Here is a 19959-nt window from a genome sequence, read left to right on the forward strand (position 1 = left end):
CCCGCATGACCACGCTCCCCACCAAGCTCTCGCCCCAGCCCTGGATGACCGCCCCCGCCACCCAGGCGGTGATGGAGGCCCTGGAGGCGCGCGGCTTTTCCGGCTGCGCCCGGTTCGTGGGCGGCTGCGTGCGCAACGCCCTGCTCAAGACGCCCATCGACGACGTCGACATCGCCACCACCCTGACCCCCGACCAGGTCACCGAGGCGCTGGAGGCGGCGGGGCTGTCGGCCCATCCGACCGGCGTGGAGCACGGCACCATCACCGCCGTGGCCATGGGTCAGCCCTTCGAGGTCACCACCCTGCGCCGCGACGTCTCCACGGACGGGCGCCGCGCGGTGGTCGCCTTCACCAACAGCTGGGAGGAGGACGCCCAGCGGCGCGACTTCCGCCTCAACGCCATCTATGCCGAGCGCGACGGGACCCTGCACGACCCGACAGGGCAGGGGGTGGCCGACGCCCTGGCCGGGCGGATCGTCTTCGTGGGCGATGCGATGACCCGCATCCGCGAGGATTACCTGCGCATCCTGCGCTTCTTCCGCTTCCAGGCCTGGTACGGCCAGGGCGAGCCCGACAGCGCCGCCCTGGAGGCCTGCAAGGCGCTGAAGGGCATGCTGAGCGGCCGGGCGGCCGAGCGGACGGCGAAAGAGGTGCTCAAGCTGCTGGAAGCGGAGGACCCGCGTTCGGCCCTCCGATTGATGGCGGCGACCAGCGTGCTGTCGGCGGTGCTGCCGATGGTCAAGGCCATGGGCCGGTTCGAGGCCCTGGTGGAAATCCAGACCAGCCAGCTGTTCGAAACCGACGGCGAACTGCGGCTGGCCGCCCTGATCCCCGACGACGCCAAGGTGGCCCGCGACCTGGCCGAGCGCCTGCGGCTTTCCAACGCCACCAAGGACCGGCTGATCGCCGCAGCCGGCAAGGAGCCGCGCATCGTCTCCTGGATGAGCCCGCGCGAGGCGCGGCGGGCGGTCTATCGCCTGGGGGTGCGCACCTTCCAGGACCGCATCAAGCTGGCCTGGGCGGCCAGCGAACGCAGCGCGGCGGCCACCCAATGGCGCGGCCTGCTGGCCCTGGCCGAAAGCTGGACCCCGCCGCCCTTCCCGCTGACCGGCGAAGAGGTCATCGCCGCCGGCGCCCCGCGCGGGCCGATGGTCGGCCAGGTGATGCGAGAGGTCGAGGACTGGTGGATCGACCAGGACTTCATCGACGACAGGCTGGCCGCGGTGGAGCGGCTGAAGGCGGTCGTGCAGGGGATGGTTTACTGAGGTTATTCCTCGCCCCTTGGGCGAGGTGGCGGCGAAGCCGACGGAGTGGGCCGAGGCGCACACGGTGCGTCCGGATTGAGCACTGCCGGAGTGGGCGTGCCTGAAACGCCGTGTGCTCCCCAGAGCCCACTCCACCACTTCGTGGTCCCCCTCGCCCAAGGGGCGAGGAATAACTATCCCTTCGGCCGGTACAGCGTATTCGCCGGCACATAGACCAGCGAACACAGCGCCGCCTCGCCCGTGCCGACCTGTGAGAGCCTCATGTCGTTGCCCTCGGGGGTGGCGAACCACTGGTCGATGCGCAGCACCGCCTTGTTGCTGCTGGACTGCGGATCGCCGTAGCGGCCGATCAGCCAGAGCCGCAGCCGCGCGCACAGGGCCTCGCCCCGGGGCGGGGTCAGCTTGACCATCCGCAGGGCGTCCTTGTCGATGTCGAAATAGAAGACCGCGCGGAAGGGCAGGCCGCCCTGCAGCCAGGCCGGCGCCACCGCCCCGATCGGGAAGGCCTCGACCGTGTCGTCATCCGTGCCGCTGGTCGAGGCGCGCACCTGGCCGCCCGACGCGGCGATGACCTGGCCGGGGTTGTCGCCCCAGCGGGCGAACCCCCAGTCGGCGAAGGCCGGGCTGGCGGTGAGTGTGAAAAGCGCGATGACGGCGAGAACGATACGCATACAACCCCCTATAGCCTGTCCCGTGTGACCCTGAAATCGGGCGCGATTGGGGCTTGCCGGATCGCCGCCGCCGCGCCACCTGTTGCGCATGAAGATCGGCATCCTGGAAACCGGCGCGCCGCCGCCCGGCCTGGTCGAGCGGTTCGGCGACTATGGCGCCATGTTCCGCGACCTGCTGGGCCCCGGCTACGACTATGTCAGCTATGACGTGGCGGCCGGAAAGCTGCCGGGCGCGGCCGACGAAGCCCAGGCCTTTCTGATCACCGGCTCGTCGGCGGGCGTCTATGACGACCTGCCCTGGATCGCGCCGCTGGGCGACTTTCTGAAGAGCGTGCGGGGCCGGGTTCCCCTGGTCGGGGTCTGTTTCGGTCATCAGATGATGGCCGAGGCGTTCGGCGGCAAGGTCATCAAGTCACCCAAGGGCTGGGGCGTGGGCCTCAACCGCTACATGGTCGAGAAGCATGCCGACTGGATGGACGGCGGCGACACCCTGGCCGTCCCGGGCTCACACCAGGACCAGGTGGTCGAGCTGCCGCCGGGCGTGGAGGTGCTGGCCGGCAGCGACTTCTGTCCCTACGGCCTGCTGGACTATCCGGGCGACAAGGCCATGTCGGTCCAGCTGCATCCCGAGTTCAAGCCGCCCTACGCCCAGGCGCTGATCGAGGCGCGGCGCGGCAGCCGCTACACCGAGGCCCAGGCCGACACCGCCATCGCCAGCCTGCAGCTTCCCAACGACAATGCCCGGCTTGGGGGCTGGATCGGGGATTTCCTGGCCCGCTCGGTAGGGTAGGATCGCCACGAAACCGGCCCAGTCCGTGTCTATCGGGACGCGGGGCTGGCAGTTTGAGATCGAAGTCCATGGCCGACGACCCGCGACGCAATCCCTATGCCCGCCCGACCGCCTACCGCTATTCGGGCCAGGCGCCGCTGCGGCCGGGCGCCGAACCCGAGGCTCCCCCGCCGACTCAGCGCGGGCCTTCGCGGCCCAGCTACGAATCGGCCCGCAGCGTCGTGACGGGCTCGCCCCTGGCCGCGCCGGGGCAGGCCTCGGTCATTCCCAGCCTGCCGACCCGCCCCAACCCGGAGGCGCAGCGACAGGCGCCGCTGCGCCCTACGCCGCCGGCCATGCGCCCGCCCTCCTCGCCGGTGATGGGGCCTCGGCCCGAGCCGATGGAGACCTTGTCGCCGGCGGCCCGCGCGCCGCTGCCGAACGCCATTCCCGAGCCGGTCATCGTGCCGGCGCCCGTGGCGGTGGAGGACGCGCCCCTGACCGCGCCGATTCCCGGCGCGCCCGCGACCCGCAAAGCGTCGAGCGGATGGCTATCCGGCCGCATGCTGGCCCTGGGTCTGGTGGTCCTGGCCCTGGTCGGCCTGGCGGCGGCGGTGTTCATGATGATGCGGGCCAGGCCGGCCCCGGTGGTTCCGCCGGCCCAGGAAGCCCCGGCGCTGACCACAACGCCGGCCGCGCCGCCGGCGCCAACCCTGCCGGCGCCGACCGCGGGGCCGGAAGTTGCGCCGCCGCCGGTCGAACCGCCCGCGACGACGCCGGCGCCGAGCCTGCGCGGCTCGCAGCCCAAGCCGGCCTCGACCCAGCCCGCGGCGCCCAAGCCCGCCGCCGCCGCGCCCGTGGCCGCGCCGGTCCCGGACCTCGCGCCGGCGCCGCTGGACCTGCCGCCCGCCCCGCCGCCGGCCGCCGTCAAGCCGCCGCCGCCCAGGCTGACCCCGATCCCGGCCCCGCCGCCCAGCAACCCGGACGAACCGATCTCGACCCGGCGGCCCAACTAGCGACCCAGGTCAGCCGTTCAGGGCCACTTCACCGCCGGGGGCATGGAGCTGAGGATCGATTCGACATTGCCGCCGGTCTTCAGGCCGAAGGTGGTGCCGCGGTCGTAGAGCAGGTTGAACTCGACATAGCGCCCGCGCCGGACCAGCTGCTCTTCGCGCTCCTCCGCCGTCCAGGCCTCGTGCATCCGACGACGCACGATCGCCGGATAGATGTCCAGGAAGGCCTTGCCGACATCCTGGGTGAAGGCGAAGTCGCGGTCGTAGTCGCCGCTGTCGTGGTGGTCGTAGAAGATGCCGCCGATGCCGCGCGGTTCATTGCGGTGGGGCAGGAAGAAATACTCGTCGCACCAGGCCTTGTATTTGGCATGCCAGGCCGGATCGTGGGCGTCGCAGGCGGTCTTCATCGCGGCGTGGAAGTCGACGGCGTCCGGGAAGGCCTGGTCGCGCTGATAGCCGAGCAGGGGGGTCAGGTCGGCGCCGCCGCCGAACCAGGCCTTGGTGGTGCAGATGAAGCGGGTGTTCATATGAACCGCCGGCACGCGCGGGCTGGCCATGTGGGCGATCAGGCTGACCCCGGTGGCGAAGAAGCGCGGGTCCTGGTCGGCGCCCGGCATGGTCTTGGCCATTTCCGGGGTGAAGGTTCCATGCACCAGCGAGGTATGGACCCCGACCTTTTCGAACAGTCGCCCATGCATCATCGACATCACGCCGCCGCCGCCGGCTTCGCGAATCCACGGCTTGCGCTCAAATCGGCCCGGAGCGCCCGGATACAGCCCATCGGGGGCCTCATCCTCCAGGGCCTCGAAGGCGGCGATCAGGCGATCACGGAGGGTTTCGAACCAGGCCTGGGCGGCGGCCTTGCGGGTTTCAAGAAGGGCGTCTTGGGTCATGGCGGTTGTGGGTTAACCCGTCTTGGGGCCACGGAAAACGTCATAAGCGTCGGAATTGCCGATTGGCTGGTTGAAAATCCCCCCCGCGCATTCTAAGCGAACCGCCACGGGACCTTGCTGGGGTGGCGGTCGAATCGCGCATGTGCGATTTGAACCGGACTGGCCCAGGCCGCGCCCGCGACCATTGCCGGCCGCGTTCTTCAAAAAACGCGGCGCCGTTCGAAGGGTATCACCAGGTGGCCGACACCGCCCAAGAGACACACGCTCCCGTGCAGGACGATCCGTCCCGGCGCGATTTTATCTACATCGCCGCCATCGCGGCGGCCGCCGGCGGCGCCGTCGCCACCGTCTGGCCGTTCGTCGACCAGATGAACCCCTCGGCCGACACCCTGGCCCTGGCTTCGGTGGAATACGACCTGACCAAGGTCGAGCCGGGCCAGCAGGTGGTCATCCTGTGGCGCAAGCAACCGCTGTTCATCCGCAACCGCACGCCCGAACAGATCGCCGCGGCGATCAAGGACGACAATGCGGCGATGAAGGATCCGCAGAAGGACGAGGCCCGCCACAAGCCGGGCAAGGCCCAGTGGCTGATCCTGCTGGGCAGCTGCACGCACCTGGGCTGCGTGCCCACGGTCGGCGGCGGCGAGTATGGCGGCTGGTTCTGCCCCTGCCACGGCTCGGTCTACGACACCTCGGGCCGCATCCGTAAGGGCCCCGCGCCGCTGAACCTGGCCGTGCCAGAGTACAGCTTCCTTTCCGACACCAAGGTCAAGATCGGCTAAGCGCAATGAGCGGACACTCGACCTACGAACCCAAGAACGCCTTCTCCAAGTGGCTTGACGCCCGCCTGCCGGTCACGCGCCTGGTCTGGGACAGCTTCGTCGATTACCCGACGCCGCGGAACCTGAACTACTGGTGGACCTTCGGCGGCATCCTGACGCTGTGTCTGGGCATCCAGATTCTCACCGGCATCGTGCTGGCCATGCACTACCAGGTCGGGGGCGCGACCGCCTTCAACTCGGTCGAGCACATCATGCGCGACGTGCGCCACGGCTGGCTGATCCGCAACATCCACGCCACCGGGGCCTCGATGTTCTTCATCGCGGTCTACATCCACATGCTGCGCGGCCTCTACTACGGCTCGTTCAAGCCGCCGCGCGAAGTGCTCTGGCTGCTGGGCTGCCTGATCTACGGGATCATGATGGCCACCGCCTTCATGGGCTACGTCCTGCCCTGGGGTCAGATGAGCTTCTGGGGCGCCAAGGTGATCACCAACCTGCTGGGCGTGTTCCCGGGGGTGGGCCAGTCGATCACCACCTGGCTGTGGGGCGGCTATGGCGTCGACGATCCGACCCTGAACCGCTTCTTCTCGCTGCACTACCTGCTGCCCTTCGTCATCGCCGGCGTGGTGGTGCTGCATATCTGGGCCCTGCACGTGGTCGGCCAGAACAACCCGACCGGGGTCGATCCCAAGTCCAAGGCCGACACCCTGCCCTTCACGCCCTACGCGACCGCCAAGGACGCGTTCGCGATGAGCCTGTTCCTGATCGTCTTCGCGGTGTTCGTCTTCTTCCTGCCCGACGCCATGGGCCATGCGGACAACAACATCCCCGCCAACCCGCTGCAGACCCCGCCGCACATCGTGCCGGAATGGTATTTCCTGCCCTTCTACGCGATCCTGCGGGCCATTCCGGACAAGCTGATGGGGGCGCTGGCGATGTTCGGCGCCATCGGCTGCCTGTTCGCCCTGCCCTGGCTGGACACCTCCAAGGTGCGCTCGATGCGCTACCGCCCGACGGCCAAGATCTGCTTCGTCATCTTCATGGTGGTGTGCATCATCTTGGGCTTCTGCGGCGCCAACAAGCCTGACGACCAGGTCATCCCGGGCCTCGCCGGCTTCATGCTGCTGGACGCCAACGCCAACAGCTGGGTCTGGCTGTCGCGGATCGGGACCTTCTACTACTTCCTGTATTTCCTGGTGATCACGCCGATGCTGGGCCTGACCGAGACCCCCCTGCCGGTCCCGGAAACCATCGCCTCGCCGGTGGTCGCCAACGCCGAAAAGAAGGGCTGAGCCGAACATGCTGCGCAAGATCACCCTTCTGGCGGCGACGCTCGGCCTGTTGCTCGGCGCCGCCGCGGCTCCGGCCCTGGCCAACACTGCGGAAGAGCCCGCGAACGTCCACTGGGACTTCGAGGGCCCCTTCGGCCGCTATGGCAAGGCCGAGAACCAGGCCCAGCTGCAACGCGGCTACAAGGTCTATCGCGAGGTCTGCTCGTCGTGCCACTCGATGAAGCTGGTCTCGTTCCGGAACCTTGGCGACCCGGGCGGTCCGTTCTGGAACCCGAAATACAAGAACCCCAACGACAACCCCGTCGTGAAGGCGATCGCCGCCGACTATCAGGTCGACGACATCGACACCGACACCGGCGACACCACCAAGCGTCCGGGCATTCCGGCCGACCGCTTCCCCTCGCCGTTCGCCAACGACTATGCCGCCAAGGCCAGCAACGGTGGGGCTAACCCGCCGGACATGTCGCTGCTGGCGCGGGCCCGCGAGGGTCAGGGGCGCTATATCTTCTCGATCCTGATGGGCTATGAGAACCCGCCGGCCGGCGTGACGCTGAACCCGGGCCAGCACTACAACAAGTATATGGCCGGCGGCGTGATCGCCATGCCGCCGCCGCTCAAGGCCGGCCAGGTGACCTATGACGACGGCACGCCCTCGAGCCTCGAGCAGGAAGCCATGGACGTCTCGGCCTTCCTGATGTGGGCCGCCGATCCGCACGCCGACGACCGCAAGAACACCGGCATCGCCGTGCTGATCTACCTGCTGCTGTTCTCGGGCCTGCTCTATCTGGCCTACCGCCAGGTCTGGAAGAACGAGTCCCACTAAGGGTCTCACGCCTCCAATCTGAGCCTTTCAGGGCCGGGCAAGCGAAAGCTTCGCCCGGCCCAAGTCTATGCGCAGCCGGTATCGCGACCAGACGCCGTTGCCGATGGCGCCGGCCAGGGCGGGGTCGAGGTCGGGGGCCAGGCTGACGCTGGGCTGCTCGACCAGCCGGTCGGCGAAGGAGAGGGCGCGGATGCGGCCCTTGCCGACATTGCGGGCGGCGAGGTCGATCTTGGTCGGCAGCGCCGGCCCCGCCTGAGACAGCCGCAGGGCCGCGCCGGCGCTGAGGTCCAGGGCAAAACGTCCGACCCGCACGCGCCGGCCATCGGTGACGGCGGCGGGCAGGGTCAGGGCGCCGTCGGTGAGGCTGAGCGGCAGGGCGAAGGCGGCCGTGAAGCGCGGCGCCTGGCCGGGCAGGCTGAGCCGGATGCGGCAGGGCGAGAAATCCAGGTCAACCACATAGCGGCCCAGCACATCGGCCCCGATCACCCCGGCGATGGGGGTAAAGAATCCCGCCGAGCGGGCGTCGAGATCGACCACCTGCACCGGCAGGGCCTCCAGCGTGCGGCCGGCCAGGCGGACCTGGGCGGTCAGGCTGGTCGCCTCGAAGCCGGCCCCCTGGGCGCGGGTGTCGTGCAGCAGAGTCACCGGGGCGGAAGGGTCGATCAGATAATCGCCGGCCACGCCCGCCACGACGGCCGGCACGACGACGGCGCCATTCTCGAACCAGCAGGGTTGGGCGGGCGGAATCGCCATGGCCCACTTTACGCCGAAGGGACCCGTTGCGGAACGCCTTGACGCCAAGAACTTTGTAATGCAAAGTAACTCCATCAACCCTGGAGGTTTTCGCCATGCGCTCGCGCACCCTGCTTGCCCTGATCCTGTCCACCGGCCTGATGACGGCGCTCTCGGCCCAGGCCCAACCCTATGACCCGCCCTCGCGCCTGAAGGCCGAGAAGGAAGCCATGCAGCCGCTCGCCTGGATGAACGGCGTCTGGCGCGGCCCATCCTGGAACATCCTGCCCAACGGCCAGAAGCATGAGGGGACCCAGACCGAACGGATCGGCCCCTTCCTGGACGGGTCGATCAAGTTTCTCGAGGGGCGCGGCTACAACGCCGACGGCACGGTGAGTTTCAACGCCTTCGGCTTCATCGCCTATGAGCCGGGCAGCAAGAGCTACACCCTGCGCAGTTGCGCCATGAGCTATTGCGGCGAGTTCCCGCTGAAGGTCACCGCCGACGGCTACGTCTGGGAAGTCCCCGCCGGCCCCGGCGCCATCGTCCGCTACACGGCGGTGTTCAAGGACGGCCTGTGGGTCGAGACCGGTGAACGGATCGTCGGCGACCAGCCGGGGGTGAAGGTGTTCGAGATGGACCTGCGCCGCGTCGGCGATACCGACTGGCCAGCGGCTGGCGCCGTGCCGAAGCAGTAGGACGCTCAAACTCCTCCCCCGTAGGGGGAGGACGACCGCGCCAGAGCGCGGTCCGGTGGGGGTCTTCGGGCAGGAGCGCACCCGTTCAGGTTGGGCTAGGGGGTGATGCCAAGCGCCCCTGCGCAGACCGTCGCCGGTCGCCGCCCTTGGCCAAACACCCCCACCTGGCCGGCCACGGGCGCGCTCGCGGCGCGCCTCGGGCGGGCCGTCCGCCCCCTACGTGGGCGGAGCTTGGGGCTAGACCTCCCCTTTAGCCCCGCCAGCGCGGTGGAACAGGGCCAGCGTCCTTAGCCGGGCCAGCCTGGCGCTGTCGGCGTCATAGTCCTTGCGGCGGTCGGAATTGAAGCCGTGGCCGGCGTCGTAGCGGTAGATGGCCAGGTCCGGATGCAGCTCAGCCAGCGCGTCGACCGTCTCCATCGGGATCGAGGCGTCGGTCTTGCCGTAGTGCAGGATGGTCGGGCAGCGCGGGACCAGGGCCTGCATCTCGCTGATCCGCCGGCCATAGTAGCAGGAGGCGGCCGTAACGCCGCTACAGAGGCAGGCGGCCAGCCAGGCGGCGGTTCCACCCCAGCAGTAGCCGACAACGAAGACGGGTCCTTGCAGGGCGTCTACGGCCGTCTGCAGGTCACCGGCGACCTGGTCCCAGGGCGTGGCCTGGGAATACTCCACCCCCTTGGCGACGGAGGCCTGGCTGTAGTCGCACTCGAACCCCGGCTCGAGCCGGTCGTAGAAGCTGGGGGCGATCACCTCGTAGCCGTCGGCGGCAAAGCCGGCGGCCAGTTCGCGGATATGGTCGGTGACCCCGAAGATCTCCTGGCACAGCACCAGGCCGCCGCGGCGGGCGTCCTGGACCGGTTCATGCCAGGCGCCGATGACGGCGTCGTCGAACCGGCCGGTGAGGCTGATCCGGGCCATCAGCCCGCGCCGTTCGCCTCGAACAGTTTCAGCGTCCGCTGGCGGGCCAGTTTCGCATCGTCCAAGTCGGAATCGGGCCGGCCATCGTTGTTGAAGCCGTGGCCGCTGTTCTCATAGATGAAGACCTGGACCTCCGGATGGGCGGCCTGGACCTTGGCCTTCACCTCGTCGGCGGGGATATGGCCGTCCTTGCGGCCCAGATGGAGCTCCACGGGGCAGGAGAGGGGCAGGCCAGCCATCCCGGCCACCTGGCCGCCGTAATAGCTGGACCCCGCTGAGAGGCCCTTACAGCGCGACGCCGCCAGCCAGACCATGGTGCCGCCGTAGCAGTAGCCGACGATGAACACCGGCCCGCTGGGCTTGAGATGGTCGATACAGGCCTGGATGTCGCCCATGGCGTTGTCGGGGCCGTTGGCCATGGCGTATTTCACCGCCGCCTGGACACCCTCGTCGCTGTGCTCTGCGGTGAAGCCGCGCTCCTGGCGGTCGTACATCGACGGCGCCAGCACCTCGAACCCCAGCCCCGCCCAGCGCTCGACGTCGGCGCGGACATATTGGTCGAGGCCGAAAATCTCCTGGATGACGATGACACCGCCGCGCCGCCGGCCGGCTGGCTGGGCGTGCAGGGCGTCGAACGCGAAGCCGTCATGGGCGGCGGTCAGCTGGATCAACTCGGCCATCTCAGGTGTCCCTAGACGTTGAAGCGGAAGTGCATGACGTCGCCGTCCTTGACGACGTATTCCTTGCCCTCGGAGCGCATCTTGCCCGCCTCCTTGGCGCCGGCCTCACCGTTCAGCCGCACGAAGTCGTCGTAGGCGATGGTCTCGGCGCGGATGAAGCCCTTCTCGAAGTCGGTGTGGATGACGCCGGCCGACTGCGGGGCGGTGTCGCCGACATGGATGGTCCAGGCGCGGGCTTCCTTGGGCCCGACGGTGAAATAGGTCTGCAGGCCCAGCAGCTTGTAGGCCTCGTGGATCAGGCGGTTGAGGCCGGGCTCTTCCAGGCCCAGGGCGGCCAGGAACTCCTCGCGCTCGTCAGGGGCCAGCATGGCCACCTCGCTCTCGATCTGGGCCGAGATGATCACCGCCTTGGCGCCGTCCTTGGCCGCGCGTTCGGCCACCAGGTCGGAGAATTTGTTGCCCTTGTCGGCGCTGGCTTCGTCGACATTGCAGACATAGAGGGCCGGCAGCGAGGTCAGCAGCTGGAGCATGTGCCAGGCCTTCTCGTCGTCGTCGGAGATCTTGGCCATGCGGGCCGGGCGGCCGGCGTTCAGCTGCTCCAGGGCCAGGTTGCAGAGGCGCAGGGTGTTGGCGCTCTCCTTGTCCTGGCGGGCGCGTTTTTCGAGGTTGGGGACGCGCTTTTCCAGGCTTTCGAGATCGGCCAGCATCAGCTCGGTCTCGATGATGTCGAGGTCCGAGAGCGGGTCGATCCGGCCCTCGACATGGGTGATGTCGTCGTCCTCGAAACAGCGGGAGACGAAGGCCACCGCGTCGCAGTCGCGGATATTGGCCAGGAACTGGTTGCCCAGGCCCTCGCCCTTGGAGGCGCCGCGCACCAGGCCGGCGACGTCGACGAAGTTGATGCGGGCCGGGATGATCTCCTTGGACCCGGCGATCCTGGCCAGGGCGTCCAGGCGCGGCTCGGGCACGGCCACGTCGCCGACATTGGGCTCGATGGTGCAGAACGGATAGTTGGCGGCCTGGGCGGCGGCCGTCTGGGTCAGGGCGTTGAACAGGGTCGACTTGCCCACGTTGGGCAGGCCGACGATCGCGACTTTCAGGGCCATAAGGTCTTTCGGGAGATCAGAAATGCGGAACGGCGCGACCTAGCACGACTAGGCCTGTTGGCGAAACCGATTGCCCGCTGTCAGGCTCCAGCCATCCCCGCCACGGCGAAATCCCGCCAGGCCCGCGCCTCCTTGCGGAAATGGGCGGTGGCCTTGGCGCAGCGCTTGTCGATCTCGACCAGGGCCTCTTGCGCCTCGGCCTTGCGGCCGGTCTGGGCCAGGAAGACGGCGTAGCGGGCGATGCCCTCCAGACCGGGCAGGCGGCCGGCGGCCCATTGCAGGGCGGTGTCGGCCTCGGCGTTGCGGCCCAGCGCCTGGTAGGCGCGGCCCATGGCCAGGGCGGCCTGCGGGGTGCGGCCGGCCTCGCCCAGTCCGCCCAGCTTTTCCAGCACGGGCAGGGCTTCCTCGGCGCGGTTCAATTCGAGCAGGGCCTTGGCGCGGCCGAGCAGCAGCGAGGGGTCCTCCGCGTGGATGCCCTGGGCCGCCTCGCGGTACATTTCCTCGGCCTCGGCGTGCCGGCCCAGCGAGGCGGCCGCGGCGGCCAGGCGCATGCGGTTGCCGACGGTGGGGCTGTCGTCGACCATGGCCCGGGCCTGGCGGTATTCGCGGTCGGGATCGAGCCTGTCGCGGGCCGCCTGGCCCAGGCGCCGCGCCGTCGAGCCGCCCATCAGCTCGGGCAGCACGATGGCGACGAAATAGACGATGCCGCCGATCGGCGGCGCGGCCACCAGGATGATGAACAGCCAGTACATCTGCTGATGGGTGCGCACCACGTGCACGCACATGGCGATGGAGAACAGCAGGACGAGGCCGAAACCGGGGATCATGCGCGCAGTCTGCCCTGGATGTTCATGGCGTCAATCGTTCTCGCGGGCCAGCTTGCGCGGATCGGCCTTGACGGCCGGGGCCAGGCGCAGGACCTCGGCCTGGAAGCGCTCGTCGTCGCCGGCGGCGGCGAAGGGCAGGCAGTCGGCGATGGTCTCCAGCATCGGGTCCAGCCAGACCTTGTCGGCCTTGTGGAAGTCGCTGAGCACATGGCTCATGACCAGGGCCTTGTCGCCGGGATGGCCGGTGCCGATGCGGCCGCGGCGGAAGTCGGGGCCGATATGGGCGACGGTCGAGCGCACGCCGTTGTTGCCGGCCGCCCCGCCGCCGGTCTTCATCCGGAAACGGCCGGGGGCCAGGTCGATCTCGTCATAGAAGAGGATGACGTCGGCGGGCGTAGCCTTGAAGAACCGCATGGCCGCCCCGACCGCCAGGCCGCTGTCGTTGTAGTAGGTCTGGGGCTTGAGCAGGATGGCCTTGATGTCGCCGATGGCGCCCTCGGCCGCGAAGCTCTGGAACCGCCCCTTCCAGGGCCCGAAGTTCCAGCGGCGCGCGATCTCGTCGACGGCCATGAAGCCGACGTTGTGGCGGTTCTTCGCGTATTTGGGACCCGGATTGCCCAGGCCGGCCAGGATCAGCATCGATCGGACCTTAGAGATAAGGCCCTCCCGGGCCTACTCGGCTTCGGCTTCGCCTTCGGCGGCGATGTCGGACATGCCGGCCGACGACACCTTCAGGGTGGCGACCACGAAGTCGCGATCCATGGTCAGGGTGACGCCCTTGGGCAGCTGCAGGTCGGCGGCGCGGATGGTGTCGCCCAGGACCTTCTCGGCCAGGTCGACGACCAGCTCTTCCGGAATGGCGTTGGCCGGGGCGTTGACCTCGACGTCGTGCCGCACGACTTCCAGCGAACCGCCGGCCTTCAGGCCCGGGCAGGTTTCCTGGTTCTTGAAGTGAACCGCGATGGAGATACGGACCGAGGCGTTGGCGTCGACGCGATACAGGTCGAAGTGCATCGGCACGTCGGTGACCGGGTGGAACTGCACGTCCTTGGCGATGACCGGCTGGCTTTCGTCGCCATACTTCAGGGTCACCAGGTGGCCCAGCAGCTTGCCGGTGTAGAGCGCCTTGCGGAACTCGTTTTCCTTGACGGCGATGGCGACGGGGTCGAGCGAGCCGCCATACAGGATGCCGGGCACCATGTTGGCGCGGCGGGCGGCGCGGGCGCCGCCGGTGCCGGTGTTGCTGCGGACTTCGACGTTCAGGACGATATCGGCCATGGCCATGCTCTCAAAACGAATACGCCGCGCGAGAGTCTCCGCGCGGCGACGGTCGGTGAATTCAGGGTGCAGCCGATTACACGCTTTCCCCCAGGAGTGCAACGGGCCCGGCGCAACAGTCTGTGCGCCGGGCCGCTGCGGGGCGGCTATTTCTTTTTAGGCTTGGGCCGGGGCTTGTCCTGGATCGAGGTCTTGGCCACCGGGACCGGCTTGGCCGGCGGGAGGTAGATCGGCTCGACCGGCATGGCGGCGCCGGCGGTCTTGATCATGCACTGGCCGGTGTCCATCAGGACGTGCTGGCCCAGGCAGAAGACGTCCTCATAGTGCGGCTTGGCCACCGCCAGGCACTGGTAGAGGTTCAGCTTGGCCATGCTCAGGCAGTAGCCGGTGTTGGGGTCCTCCAGCAGGGTTTGCAGGCGCGGCATGTTCTCATCGCCCGCCGCGCCCAAGGCAGCGAGCGCCGCCAGGGCCACCGAACGGGTCACCACCGGCGTCCACGGATTGGCCGGGGTCTGGGGGGTGAGGCCCAGCGAGGCCTGGCCCAGGCTGGCCTGGGTCAGGGTGGCGATCTCGGCCATGTCGCCCTGCAGGGGCTGGGTCGACAGGCTCTTGGCCAGGGCCAGGCGGCCGTCACGGTCGGGAATCGTTTCCTTGGACCACTTCTGGTACTGGACCGTGTAGGCGGCCTGCTTCACCGCCTTGCCGTTCTGATAGACCTTCAGGCCCGCATCGCCGATGGCGGCGACGACCTGGTTGGCGGCGCTGTCGGCCCCGTCCAGGGTGCGGACATAGTTGGGGTCGGCGATGATCTGCTCGACCATGGCGTTGCGCTGGGTCGGATCGCCGACGAACTTGCGCACTCCGGCCACAAAGGTCGGGTCCTGCAGCGCCACCACCGTGCCATAGGCGACGGCGCCGCCCAGGAACTGCTTGGGTTCATAGGATTCCCCGACCCGAAGCGACTGGGCGATCGAGGGGCCGTCAGGGAAGGCCGGCGAGATGGAGGCGGCCCGCAGCATATAGCTGTGCCAGGCGCTGGCCTGCTCGATGACCCGGCTGGACAGGGTGACCGGCGGGGGCGGCGGCGGGATGACAGCGACCGGCGGTGGCGGCGGCGGCGGGGTGTCGGTGGAACAGGCGGCGAGGGCGGCCATGGCAATCGCCAGGGCGACCGGCGCCAGGCGCGCGGGTTTGAACAGGTTCATGAGAGAAAGCTTTCCCCGTCGGACTCTTTGACGTCAATAGTCTCGGTCTGCGGGCGACAATGTGACAGAGGCGCTTAACGGGTCCCTTACCTTCCCCGAACGGGCGAAGATTGAGGTTAATCGAACAACTTGGAGACGGATTCTTCGTTGGCGATGCGGCGGATGGCCTCGCCGATCAGGGCCGCGCAGCTCATCACCCGGATCTTCTCGCAGCCCTTGACCAGGTCGGGAGCCTCGATGGAGTCGGTGACCACCAGCTCGCGCAGCACCGAGGCGGCGACCCGCTCGGTGGCCGGGGCCGACAGCACCCCGTGGCTGACATAGGCCGAGACCTCCGTCGCCCCGTGCTCGCTCAGCGCCTTGGCGGCGTTGCACAGGGTGCCGGCGCTATCGACGATGTCGTCGAACAGGATGCAGCGGCGGCCCTGCACGTCGCCGATGATATTCATCACCTCGCTCTTGCCGGGGCCCGAGCGGCGCTTGTCGACAATGGCCAGGTCGGCCCCCAGCCGGTTGGCCAGGGCCCGGGCCCGCACCACCCCGCCGACGTCGGGCGAGACGATCATCAGCTCGCCCGGCTTCTGATAGTTCTGGCGAATGTCGTCGGCGATGCGCGGCACCGGCAGCAGGTTGTCGGTGGGGATGTCGAAGAATCCCTGAATCTGGCCCGCATGCAGGTCCATGGTCAGCACCCGGTCGGCCCCCGAGCGGGTGATCAGATTGGCGACCAGCTTGGCGGAGATGGGCGTGCGGCCGCCGGTCTTCCGGTCCTGCCGGGCGTAGCCGAAATAGGGGATGACGGCGGTGATCCGCTTGGCCGAGGCGCGTTTGAGCGCATCGATGCAGATCAACAGTTCCATCAGGTTGTCGTTGGCCGGGTAGCTGGTCGACTGGATGACGAAGACATCCTCGCCCCGCACATTCTCGTCGACGATGACGAACACCTCGTTGTCGGCGAACCGGCGGACCTGGGCCTTGGTCAGCGGCAGGTCCAGGTAGTCGGCTATGGCGCCCGCCAGGGTTCGGTTGGAGTTGCCGGACAGCAGCTTCATCGACGGGACTCACTGGGCGGTGGGTGTTGCGCGGCTTCTAGGAGGGGCGAGGCGCAGGGGCAAGGCGGGAATCGCGAACGCTGGTCTTAGTCCGGGAACTGGGGAGTTCGGCGGCAGGCCCTAGCCCAGCATGATCCCGCTCATCATCCGCCCGAAGTCCGGCTCGCCGGCCCGGAAGGCGCGGCGGTTGGAGAAGAACAGGGCCTCATCGGCGCAGGTGTCATGGCCGGTCCATTCGGCCTGGCGCACGCCGGCCTCGGCCAGGCGTTCCAACACGAAGCCCGGCAGGTCGAACATCCGCTTGTCGGCGACGGCGCCGGGGCTGAAGAAGCGGGCCGAGCCGGGGCGTTCGGCCTCGAAGCGTTCGAAGAACTCCAGCCCGACCTCGTAGCTCTTCGGGCCGATGCAGGGGCCGATGGCGGCGACGATGCGCTCGCGCTGGGCGCCGATGCGCTCCATGGCCGCCACGGCCGCCTCGACGATGCCGGTGAGGGCGCCCTGCCAGCCGGCGTGGGCCGAGGCGACCACATGGCCCTGCGCATCGGCCAGCAGGACCGGGGCGCAGTCGGCGGTCAGCACGCCCAGCGCGATCGAGGGCTGGTCGGTGGCCAGGGCATCGCCTTGCGGGCGGTAGGCGCCCCAGGGGGCCTCGACGACGTGCGCCTTGGCCGAGTGGATCTGGTAGCAGGTGTTCAGCGCGTCGGGGGTGACGCCGAACCAGTCGCCGATGCGCTTGCGATTCTCGGTGACGTCGGCGGGGGCGTCGCTGGAGCCGATGCCGACATTGAGGCTGTCATAGAGGCCGCTCGAGACGCCGCCCTGGCGGGTGAAGAAGGCGTGGCGCACGCCCTTCAGCCCGGCCAGCAGCGGTGACTGGATGACGGGGACCATCAGTCCTCGAACCCCGGCGGGAAGAACCCCGACTGGTGGATGCAGGCGGCGCGGAACAGCTCGCCCATCTGGTCGGGGGCGGCCAGGCGGGCCAGTTGGCGGTCGATGACCTCGGCGCGGTCGGGGCGGGCGGCTTTCAGCGCCTCGGCCCGGTGCTGGATGCCCAGCCGGCCGAGGAAGAGGCCCTGGGGGATGGCGTTGGTGGTTTCCGCGCCGGCCTTCTCGGCGGCGGCCAGCACGGTCGGGAAGTCGGCATAGACGGTCAGGTCCGACTCGCCCGGCGCGGCCAGGGGGTCGAGCTTCTGGTGGCCCTTGAGGGCCTGCAGGGTGTCGCCGAAGCCGGGCTCGGGGCGGCCATAGTCGATCAGCAGGGCCGCGCCGCCGTCGGCGACGATCCGTTCGGCCAGCCGCTGGCCGAAGGCTTCCTGGGCCGGCGAGACCTCGAGCACCGGGGCGTTGGGCAGCACCGGGGTCTGGCTGGGGGCGAGGCCAAAGGCCAGGCCGCCGTCGGGGCCCAGGCCCACCAGCCGCTCGATCCAGCCGCCGGGGGTGTGCAGGAACTGGCGGGCCGGCAGGCAGTCGAGCAGTTCGTTGGCGACCAGCAGGATCGGCGCGCCGGGCGGGATATCGTCCAGCTCGGCGGCCCAGCGCGGGGTCAGCGGGGCTGCGCTGAGGGTCTGGCGCTGGCGTTCGGCCAGGGGTTTGGAAGTTTCGATCAGCCAGAGGTCGGCGGCTTCGAGAAAGTCGGGGGCCAGGCGGACGGCGCGCAGCAGATCGCTCATCAGCGTGCCATCGCCCGGGCCGATCTCGACCAGGCGGAAGAGGCTGGGCTTGCCCAGGCGCGACCAGGACTCCACGGCCCACAGGCCGATCAGTTCGCCGAACATCTGGCTGACCAGCGGGGCGGTGATGAAGTCGCCGCCTTCGCCCAGCGCCGGGCGGGTGGCGTAATAGCCGTCCTGCGGGTCGTGCAGGCAGCGGTTCATGTAGTCGGCGACCGAGATCGGCCCGGCGGCGGCGATCTCGGCCCGCAGACGCTCGAGCAGACTCATTTGGCGGTGCGGGGCTTACGTGGGCGGGCGGGCTTCTTCGAAGCCGATTGGGCGGCCGGCGCGGGTTCGGGTTCCGGCACGGTCTCGACGGCGGCGGCCAGGATGGCCGGCGGCGAGGCGCGGAAGCTGTTCCACAGCATCCACAGGCCAAACGCCAGCATGGGCAGCGACAGGATCATCCCCATGGTCAGGCCGAAGGGGAATTCCGGCATGCCCTGGTCGGGCTCGCGGGTGTTCTCCAGCACGATGCGGCAGAGGCCATAGCCGGTGAAGAACAGGCCGACCAGGGCGCCGCGCTTCTGCAACCAGAGCTGGCGATGGGTCGCAACGCGCAGGACGACGAACAGCAGCAGGCCCTCGAGCAGGGCCTCGTAGATCTGGCTGGGATGGCGCGGGGCGCCGCCGGGGGCGTCGGGGAAGATGATGCCCCAGGGCAGGCTGGTTTCCCGGCCCCACAGCTCGCCGTTCACGAAGTTGGCGATGCGGCCGAAGAAGAGGCCAATGGGGGCGGCCGGGGCGATCAGGTCGCCCAGCTTGAAGAGGTCGATCTTGTTGGCCAGGGCAAAGCCGATGACCGCCACGACCACGCCCAGCAGGCCGCCGTGGAAACTCATCCCGCCCTTCCAGATCTCGAAGACCATCATCGGGTTGTCGAAGAGGGCCGACCGCTGCTCGGGCTGCACCAGCATGTAGAAGAGGATGTAGCCGATCCGGCCGCCGGCGATGACGCCGAGCGTCACCCACAGCACCAGGTCGTCGATCTGCGGCACGGTGATGACCGGGGTCTGGCCGCCCCAGAGCCTGTCCTGGCGCACCAGGTTAACGACATAGCGCCAGCCCAGCAGGATGCCGGCCACATAGGCCAGGGCGTACCAGCGCAGACCGATCTCACCCCACTGGGTGGTCCAGTGCAGGAACGGCACGAAGGGGGTGATGGGCGGGAAATCCAAGGGTGACCTCGATGCCGAAGAAGCGGGTGCGCTGAGATGTAGCCGCAATCCTCTTCGCTTTCATCCCCGGTTTCCCATATGAAGGGGCCAGGGCGCGCGTAGGGCGCCCCAAGCTGCAAGAGCCTTTGATGCAAACCCAGAATCCCTTCCTCGACGAGATCGCCAAGCTGACCACCGCCGCCATGGGGCTGGCGCAGTCGGCCGGCGAGGAGGCCAAGACCGCCTTCCGCGCCCAGGCCGACAAGTTCGCCGCCGAGATGGATTTGATTCGACGCGACGAATTCGAGGCGCTGAAAGCCGAGATCGCCGCGCTGAGGGCGGAAGTGGCCGCCCTCAAGGGTGGCGCCCCGCCTAAAGCGAAGGCGTCCACAGTTAAAACCGCCAAAAAGGGCGAGTAGGGCTCGCGCCGCGAAAGAAGCGGTTGTCACGCGGCCCACGAAGCAGATTAGGGTCTGTTCCAGTCGGATCGGGCCGGGCGGCGACGCCCCTTTAAAATAAGGTTCCTTCATGGACACGCCCTTTGCGGAAGAAGACGAAACCCTGGTGGCGCTCGACCCCCTGGATGTCGTCGAACATGTCCTGGCCGCCGAGAACCTGGCTTTCGACCGCACTGACGACGGCGACCTGGCCTTCACCCTGGCCGGCGACTGGAAGGACCACGAGCTGTGGTTCGCCTGGCGGCCCGAGGCTGACTGCCTGCAGCTCTGCCTGTCGCTGGACCTGAAGACGCCCAAGGCCCTGCGCGCCGCCGGCTTCGAGCTGCTCAGCCTGGTCAACCAGCGCGTCTGGCTGGGCCATTTCGAGATCTGGGCCGAGGACGGCGAGATCATTTTCCGCCATGCGTTGAGCCTGCCGGGCTCCGAACGCCCGACCCTGGCCTCGGCGGCCTCGATGATCGACGCGGCCATGGAGGCGGCGGACCGCTTCTACCCGGCCTTCGACTTCCTGATGCAGGGCAGAACCCCGGATGACGCCATGGCGGCTTGCATGTTCGAGACCGTCGGCCAGGCCTGATCTAAATACCGCTCATCCCCGCGAAAGCGGGGACCCAGGCTTTTTTCCTGT

Annotated in this window: 22 protein-coding genes and 1 pseudogene; 9 read left to right on the forward strand and 14 right to left on the reverse strand. The window is 68.8% G+C overall.

Going from position 1 to position 19959, the window contains the following annotated elements:
* The first annotated feature begins 5 nt into the window (after window positions 1-5).
* The gene (locus QO010_RS19065; RefSeq protein ID WP_307351824.1) at window positions 6-1265 is read left to right on the forward strand and encodes a CCA tRNA nucleotidyltransferase; all 1260 of its coding nucleotides are present in this window, start codon (window positions 6-8) and stop codon (window positions 1263-1265) included.
* 173 nt (window positions 1266-1438) lie between these two features.
* Here the strand turns inward: QO010_RS19065 and QO010_RS19070 are convergent, their stop codons facing one another.
* On the reverse strand, window positions 1439-1936 hold the full coding sequence (locus QO010_RS19070) for a hypothetical protein (protein ID WP_307351826.1): 498 nt from the start codon (window positions 1934-1936) through the stop codon (window positions 1439-1441).
* Between the two features lie 88 nt (window positions 1937-2024).
* On the opposite strand from QO010_RS19070, the gene QO010_RS19075 reads away from it, so the two are divergent.
* Entirely contained in the window at window positions 2025-2726 is a 702-nt protein-coding gene (locus tag QO010_RS19075) for a glutamine amidotransferase-related protein (RefSeq protein WP_307351827.1), read from the forward strand.
* A 68-nt stretch (window positions 2727-2794) separates the two neighbouring features.
* Window positions 2795-3721, forward strand: a complete 927-nt coding sequence (locus QO010_RS19080; protein ID WP_307351828.1) for a hypothetical protein — start codon at window positions 2795-2797, stop codon at window positions 3719-3721.
* Window positions 3722-3738: 17 nt separating this feature from the next.
* Here QO010_RS19080 and hemF read toward each other — a convergent pair whose 3' ends face one another.
* Complete coding sequence (hemF, locus tag QO010_RS19085; RefSeq protein WP_307351829.1) at window positions 3739-4611, reverse strand: oxygen-dependent coproporphyrinogen oxidase; 873 nt, start codon at window positions 4609-4611, stop codon at window positions 3739-3741.
* 236 nt (window positions 4612-4847) lie between these two features.
* Here hemF and petA point away from each other — a divergent pair, with 236 nt between their 5' ends.
* The 3 genes from petA to QO010_RS19100 are packed head-to-tail and all read left to right on the forward strand — an operon-like array spanning window position 4848 to window position 7508.
* On the forward strand, window positions 4848-5393 hold the full coding sequence (petA, locus tag QO010_RS19090; protein ID WP_307351831.1) for a ubiquinol-cytochrome c reductase iron-sulfur subunit: 546 nt from the start codon (window positions 4848-4850) through the stop codon (window positions 5391-5393).
* 5 nt (window positions 5394-5398) lie between these two features.
* Window positions 5399-6685, forward strand: coding sequence for a cytochrome b (locus tag QO010_RS19095; RefSeq protein ID WP_307351832.1), 1287 nt, complete (start codon window positions 5399-5401; stop codon window positions 6683-6685).
* A gap of 7 nt (window positions 6686-6692) precedes the next feature.
* Window positions 6693-7508 (forward strand): cytochrome c1, encoded by an 816-nt coding sequence (locus QO010_RS19100; protein ID WP_307351834.1) that lies wholly within the window; start codon window positions 6693-6695, stop codon window positions 7506-7508.
* A gap of 27 nt (window positions 7509-7535) precedes the next feature.
* Here QO010_RS19100 and QO010_RS19105 read toward each other — a convergent pair whose 3' ends face one another.
* Window positions 7536-8261: a hypothetical protein gene (locus tag QO010_RS19105; protein WP_307351836.1), complete on the reverse strand. Its 726-nt coding sequence runs from the start codon at window positions 8259-8261 to the stop codon at window positions 7536-7538.
* Between the two features lie 95 nt (window positions 8262-8356).
* On the opposite strand from QO010_RS19105, the gene QO010_RS19110 reads away from it, so the two are divergent.
* Window positions 8357-8938, forward strand: a complete 582-nt coding sequence (locus QO010_RS19110) for a DUF1579 domain-containing protein (RefSeq protein WP_307351838.1) — start codon at window positions 8357-8359, stop codon at window positions 8936-8938.
* A gap of 237 nt (window positions 8939-9175) precedes the next feature.
* Here the strand turns inward: QO010_RS19110 and QO010_RS19115 are convergent, their stop codons facing one another.
* The 11 genes and pseudogenes from QO010_RS19115 to lgt all read right to left on the reverse strand — a co-directional run.
* Window positions 9176-9853, reverse strand: a complete 678-nt coding sequence (locus QO010_RS19115) for a dienelactone hydrolase family protein (protein ID WP_307351840.1) — start codon at window positions 9851-9853, stop codon at window positions 9176-9178.
* Window positions 9853-10533, reverse strand: coding sequence for a dienelactone hydrolase family protein (locus tag QO010_RS19120; protein WP_307351841.1), 681 nt, complete (start codon window positions 10531-10533; stop codon window positions 9853-9855). Before QO010_RS19120 ends, QO010_RS19115 begins: the two co-directional genes overlap by 1 nt.
* Before the next feature lie 11 nt (window positions 10534-10544).
* Window positions 10545-11639: a redox-regulated ATPase YchF gene (gene ychF / locus QO010_RS19125; protein WP_307351843.1), complete on the reverse strand. Its 1095-nt coding sequence runs from the start codon at window positions 11637-11639 to the stop codon at window positions 10545-10547.
* Window positions 11640-11719: 80 nt separating this feature from the next.
* On the reverse strand, window positions 11720-12466 hold the full coding sequence (locus QO010_RS19130; RefSeq protein ID WP_307351845.1) for a hypothetical protein: 747 nt from the start codon (window positions 12464-12466) through the stop codon (window positions 11720-11722).
* Window positions 12467-12496: 30 nt separating this feature from the next.
* Window positions 12497-13105 carry an aminoacyl-tRNA hydrolase gene (gene pth, locus QO010_RS19135; RefSeq protein WP_307351847.1) on the reverse strand — a complete coding sequence of 203 codons (609 nt, stop codon included), beginning with the start codon at window positions 13103-13105 and terminating at the stop codon, window positions 12497-12499.
* A gap of 33 nt (window positions 13106-13138) precedes the next feature.
* Window positions 13139-13744 (reverse strand): 50S ribosomal protein L25/general stress protein Ctc, encoded by a 606-nt coding sequence (locus tag QO010_RS19140; protein ID WP_307351849.1) that lies wholly within the window; start codon window positions 13742-13744, stop codon window positions 13139-13141.
* A gap of 146 nt (window positions 13745-13890) precedes the next feature.
* Complete coding sequence (locus tag QO010_RS19145; protein WP_307351851.1) at window positions 13891-14949, reverse strand: hypothetical protein; 1059 nt, start codon at window positions 14947-14949, stop codon at window positions 13891-13893.
* Window positions 14950-15065: 116 nt separating this feature from the next.
* Entirely contained in the window at window positions 15066-16001 is a 936-nt protein-coding gene (locus QO010_RS19150) for a ribose-phosphate pyrophosphokinase (RefSeq protein WP_307351853.1), read from the reverse strand.
* Between the two features lie 120 nt (window positions 16002-16121).
* A complete protein-coding gene (gene pgeF / locus QO010_RS19155; RefSeq protein ID WP_307351854.1) occupies window positions 16122-16892 on the reverse strand; it encodes a peptidoglycan editing factor PgeF in 771 nt (256 codons plus the stop codon).
* Complete coding sequence (locus tag QO010_RS19160) at window positions 16892-17944, reverse strand: class I SAM-dependent methyltransferase (RefSeq protein WP_307351855.1); 1053 nt, start codon at window positions 17942-17944, stop codon at window positions 16892-16894. The genes pgeF and QO010_RS19160 overlap by 1 nt, the downstream gene beginning before the upstream one ends.
* A gap of 110 nt (window positions 17945-18054) precedes the next feature.
* Window positions 18055-18894 (reverse strand): annotated as a pseudogene (gene lgt, locus QO010_RS19165) (prolipoprotein diacylglyceryl transferase); the annotation flags it as partial.
* Window positions 18895-19022: 128 nt separating this feature from the next.
* Here lgt and QO010_RS19170 point away from each other — a divergent pair.
* Entirely contained in the window at window positions 19023-19292 is a 270-nt protein-coding gene (locus QO010_RS19170; protein WP_307351857.1) for an accessory factor UbiK family protein, read from the forward strand.
* A 109-nt stretch (window positions 19293-19401) separates the two neighbouring features.
* Entirely contained in the window at window positions 19402-19908 is a 507-nt protein-coding gene (locus tag QO010_RS19175) for a type III secretion system chaperone family protein (protein ID WP_307351860.1), read from the forward strand.
* The last annotated feature ends 51 nt before the right edge of the window (window positions 19909-19959 follow it).

The sequence above is a fragment of the Caulobacter ginsengisoli genome (assembly GCF_030814835.1).
Lineage (GTDB): Bacteria > Pseudomonadota > Alphaproteobacteria > Caulobacterales > Caulobacteraceae > Caulobacter > Caulobacter ginsengisoli.

What these genes read in the sequence shown, in the direction of transcription:
- ychF (WP_307351843.1), bottom strand. Translation starts at nt 11,639, where the DNA reads ATGGCCCTGAAAGTCGCGATCGTCGGCCTGCCCAACGTGGGCAAGTCG.
- pgeF (WP_307351854.1), bottom strand. Translation starts at nt 16,892, where the DNA reads ATGGTCCCCGTCATCCAGTCACCGCTGCTGGCCGGGCTGAAGGGCGTG.
- QO010_RS19100 (WP_307351834.1), top strand. Translation starts at nt 6,693, where the DNA reads ATGCTGCGCAAGATCACCCTTCTGGCGGCGACGCTCGGCCTGTTGCTC.
- QO010_RS19115 (WP_307351840.1), bottom strand. Translation starts at nt 9,853, where the DNA reads ATGGCCCGGATCAGCCTCACCGGCCGGTTCGACGACGCCGTCATCGGC.
- QO010_RS19175 (WP_307351860.1), top strand. Translation starts at nt 19,402, where the DNA reads ATGGACACGCCCTTTGCGGAAGAAGACGAAACCCTGGTGGCGCTCGAC.
- QO010_RS19140 (WP_307351849.1), bottom strand. Translation starts at nt 13,744, where the DNA reads ATGGCCGATATCGTCCTGAACGTCGAAGTCCGCAGCAACACCGGCACC.
- QO010_RS19150 (WP_307351853.1), bottom strand. Translation starts at nt 16,001, where the DNA reads ATGAAGCTGCTGTCCGGCAACTCCAACCGAACCCTGGCGGGCGCCATA.
- QO010_RS19095 (WP_307351832.1), top strand. Translation starts at nt 5,399, where the DNA reads ATGAGCGGACACTCGACCTACGAACCCAAGAACGCCTTCTCCAAGTGG.
- QO010_RS19130 (WP_307351845.1), bottom strand. Translation starts at nt 12,466, where the DNA reads ATGATCCCCGGTTTCGGCCTCGTCCTGCTGTTCTCCATCGCCATGTGC.
- QO010_RS19110 (WP_307351838.1), top strand. Translation starts at nt 8,357, where the DNA reads ATGCGCTCGCGCACCCTGCTTGCCCTGATCCTGTCCACCGGCCTGATG.
- QO010_RS19065 (WP_307351824.1), top strand. Translation starts at nt 6, where the DNA reads ATGACCACGCTCCCCACCAAGCTCTCGCCCCAGCCCTGGATGACCGCC.
- QO010_RS19105 (WP_307351836.1), bottom strand. Translation starts at nt 8,261, where the DNA reads ATGGCGATTCCGCCCGCCCAACCCTGCTGGTTCGAGAATGGCGCCGTC.
- hemF (WP_307351829.1), bottom strand. Translation starts at nt 4,611, where the DNA reads ATGACCCAAGACGCCCTTCTTGAAACCCGCAAGGCCGCCGCCCAGGCC.
- pth (WP_307351847.1), bottom strand. Translation starts at nt 13,105, where the DNA reads ATGCTGATCCTGGCCGGCCTGGGCAATCCGGGTCCCAAATACGCGAAG.
- QO010_RS19160 (WP_307351855.1), bottom strand. Translation starts at nt 17,944, where the DNA reads ATGAGTCTGCTCGAGCGTCTGCGGGCCGAGATCGCCGCCGCCGGGCCG.
- QO010_RS19145 (WP_307351851.1), bottom strand. Translation starts at nt 14,949, where the DNA reads ATGAACCTGTTCAAACCCGCGCGCCTGGCGCCGGTCGCCCTGGCGATT.
- QO010_RS19080 (WP_307351828.1), top strand. Translation starts at nt 2,795, where the DNA reads ATGGCCGACGACCCGCGACGCAATCCCTATGCCCGCCCGACCGCCTAC.
- QO010_RS19075 (WP_307351827.1), top strand. Translation starts at nt 2,025, where the DNA reads ATGAAGATCGGCATCCTGGAAACCGGCGCGCCGCCGCCCGGCCTGGTC.
- QO010_RS19070 (WP_307351826.1), bottom strand. Translation starts at nt 1,936, where the DNA reads ATGCGTATCGTTCTCGCCGTCATCGCGCTTTTCACACTCACCGCCAGC.
- QO010_RS19170 (WP_307351857.1), top strand. Translation starts at nt 19,023, where the DNA reads ATGCAAACCCAGAATCCCTTCCTCGACGAGATCGCCAAGCTGACCACC.
- QO010_RS19120 (WP_307351841.1), bottom strand. Translation starts at nt 10,533, where the DNA reads ATGGCCGAGTTGATCCAGCTGACCGCCGCCCATGACGGCTTCGCGTTC.